Below are 2,747 nucleotides of genomic sequence, written 5' to 3'. Positions count from 1 at the left end.
GGCGGATCAGCTCGACATGCTGGAAAAGCGCGCCGCCGGGCAGCCGATCGATTTGAGCCTGCTGACCGACGGCCTGGAGGCCGAGCGCGAGCAAGGCATCACCATCGACGTGGCCTACCGCTACTTCGCCACCAAGTCGCGCAAATTCATCATCGCCGACGCGCCCGGCCATGAGCAGTACACCCGCAATATGGTGACCGCCGCCGCCGGCTCCGACGCGGCGGTAGTGCTGGTCGACATCACCAAACTGGACACCAGCGCAGATGGGGACAAGGCGGTCGTGTTGTTGCCGCAAACCCGTCGGCATAGCTTGTTAGCCCATCTGCTGCGCGTGCCCAGCATCGTCTTCGCCGTCAACAAGCTGGACGCGCTGGAACAACCCGGCCCGGCCTTCGCGGCCGTCAGCAAAGCCTTGCGTGCTTTCGCCGAGCAGGCCGGCATTGAAGTCACCGCCATCGTGCCGGTGTCAGCCTTGCGCGGCGACAACGTGACGCAGCCGCTGGATGGCGAATGGGCGACCTGGTACCAAGGTCCGTCACTGCTGCAAGTGCTGGAAAGCCTGCCCGGCGTGCAGGAAAAGGTCGAAGGGCAGCTGTCGATTCCGGTCCAGTATGTGGCGCGTGAAGCGGGTGAAACCGGCGATGGCGTTGGTCACCAGCCGCGCACGCTGTGGGGCCGCATTGCGCACGGCCAAGTCAAGGCCGGTGATCAGATTCAGATTCTGCCGAGCGGCCAGACGGCCATCGTGGCCGAGGTGCGGCGCGCCGGTGCGACGGTGGCGCATTGCGTCGCCGGTGAGTCGGCCGGTGTGGTGCTGGACCGCCAGCTCGACGTCTCGCGCGGCGACTGGATCGTCACCCCCGGTTCGGCCACGCCGACGCAGAGCTTCGAGGCGACGCTCGCCTGGCTGGACACCGAACCGGCCGTGGCCGGGCGCAAATACTGGCTGCGCCATGGCAACCGCTGGGTGCAGGCGCGCATCAGCGCCATCGAGCACCGCTTGGACATCCACACGCTGGCCGAGCAGCCCGCCGCCGAGATCAAGGTCAACGAGATCGGCCATGTACGGATCGAAACACAGAGCGCCTTAGCCGTAGAGCCTTATGCCAACAACCGCATCGGCGGCGCGCTGATCGTCGTCGATGCGACCAGCAACCGCACCAGCGGCGCCCTGCTGGTGCGCGCAGCGAGCTGATCATGAGTGCGACCAAGGGCAGAGTCATCTTCGTCAGCGCCGGCCCCGGCGCGGCCGATTTGATCACCGTGCGCGGCGCGCGTGCGCTGGGCTTGGCCGAGGTCGTGCTATTCGACGCCTTGACCGACCCGGCTCTGCGCGACTTGGCACCGAACGCGGTCTGGCTCGACGTCGGCAAGCGCGGCTTTTGCCATTCGACCAAGCAAACCGCCATCAACGCGGCGCTGGTCAAGCAGGCCTTGAGCCACCGCTTGGTGGTGCGCCTCAAGGGCGGCGACGCCTGCATTTTTGGCCGCTTGGAAGAAGAGTTACTGGCCCTGGCCGAGGCCGGCATTGCCTGCGAGGTGGTGCCCGGCGTGACGGCAGCGCTTGCCGCCGCCGCGCAGACGCAACGCCCGCTGACCCGGCGCGGCAGCGGGCGCAACGTCTGCCTGACCACCGCGATGACCCAGCTGGGCGAGTTGCAAGCCGCACGTTCGGCCGACACCGAGGTTTTCTACATGGCCGGCCAGCAACTCGGGCCCTTGGGCCGCAAGCTGATCGAGGCCGGTTGGCCGACCGACACGCCGGTCTGCGTGGTCTCCAGGGCGGGTTGTGCCGATGCCTTGGCCAGCGATCACCAGGTCGACAGCCTGGCCGCAGCCGCGCTGCTGCACCGGAGCCGGCCCACCGTCGTGACCGTCGGTGCCGGGGCCAGAGCGCTGATTTTTGTGCAGCCGCCCAGCCACGCCGAGGCAACAATTTCCAGCAACACACCGGGTCTTGCGCCGCATCAAGACCGTATGCCCACCTCAAACGATTAAAATCCGCGTTTTGCCGCTGTTTCATCAGGCGCGCGAACGGCAATCTAGCCCCGAACAACAACACGAGCTGCAACATGACCCACGTCGTCCTCGAATCATGCATCCGCTGCAAGTACACCGACTGCGTCGATGTGTGCCCGGTCGATTGCTTCCGCGAAGGCCAGAACTTTCTGACCATCGACCCCGATGAGTGCATCGATTGCGCCGTCTGCATCCCCGAGTGCCCGGTCAACGCGATCGTGCCGGAGGAAGATGTGCCGGGCAATATGCAGCACATGATCAAGCTGAATGCCGATCTGGCCAAGAAATGGCCCAGCATCACCAAGCGCCACGCGCCGCTGCCGGACGCCGATGACTGGAAGGACCGCACGGGCAAGCTGCCCGAGCTGCTCCGCTAACTTTGTAAATTGCCGCCTGGCTACGAGCTCAGGCCCCAAGAAAAAATGGATGCTCAATTGAACGCAGAGATTGCCACGCCGGCCGCCGCGAACCCGGTGCCCGGACCCGACGCGATTCAGACCGATGCCGTCATCGTCGGCGCCGGTCCGGTCGGACTGTTTCAGGTCTTCGAGCTCGGTTTGCTCGAAATCAAGGCCCACATCATCGACTCGCTCGCCTACCCCGGCGGCCAGTGCATTGAGCTGTACCCGGACAAGCCGATCTATGACATCCCGGCCGTGCCGATTTGCACCGGCAAGGAGCTGACCGACAACCTGCTCAAGCAGATCGAGCCTTTTGGCGCGACCTTC

At 65.5% G+C, this 2,747-nt stretch carries 3 protein-coding genes and 1 pseudogene; all 4 read left to right on the top strand.

Annotated features, from left to right (window positions below; translation table 11 throughout):
- The coding region (locus tag RMO57_RS09655) for a sulfate adenylyltransferase subunit 1 (protein WP_310386080.1) at nucleotides 1-1,195 on the top strand (1,195 nt) is incomplete at its 5' end.
- Nucleotides 1,196-1,197: 2 nt separating this feature from the next.
- Nucleotides 1,198-1,998, top strand: coding sequence for a uroporphyrinogen-III C-methyltransferase (gene cobA, locus RMO57_RS09650; RefSeq protein ID WP_310386078.1), 801 nt, complete (start codon nucleotides 1,198-1,200; stop codon nucleotides 1,996-1,998).
- Nucleotides 1,999-2,072: 74 nt separating this feature from the next.
- Nucleotides 2,073-2,396 carry a ferredoxin FdxA gene (gene fdxA, locus RMO57_RS09645; RefSeq protein WP_263534495.1) on the top strand — a complete coding sequence of 108 codons (324 nt, stop codon included), beginning with the start codon at nucleotides 2,073-2,075 and terminating at the stop codon, nucleotides 2,394-2,396.
- 45 nt (nucleotides 2,397-2,441) lie between these two features.
- Nucleotides 2,442-2,747: pseudogene (locus RMO57_RS09640) on the top strand (ferredoxin--NADP(+) reductase); the annotation flags it as partial.

Source organism: Roseateles sp. (assembly GCF_031397715.1).
Taxonomy (GTDB): domain Bacteria; phylum Pseudomonadota; class Gammaproteobacteria; order Burkholderiales; family Burkholderiaceae_C; genus Paucibacter_A.
The sequence above is the reverse complement of the archived record's forward strand: the minus strand, read 5'-3'. Positions and strand labels throughout refer to the sequence as shown.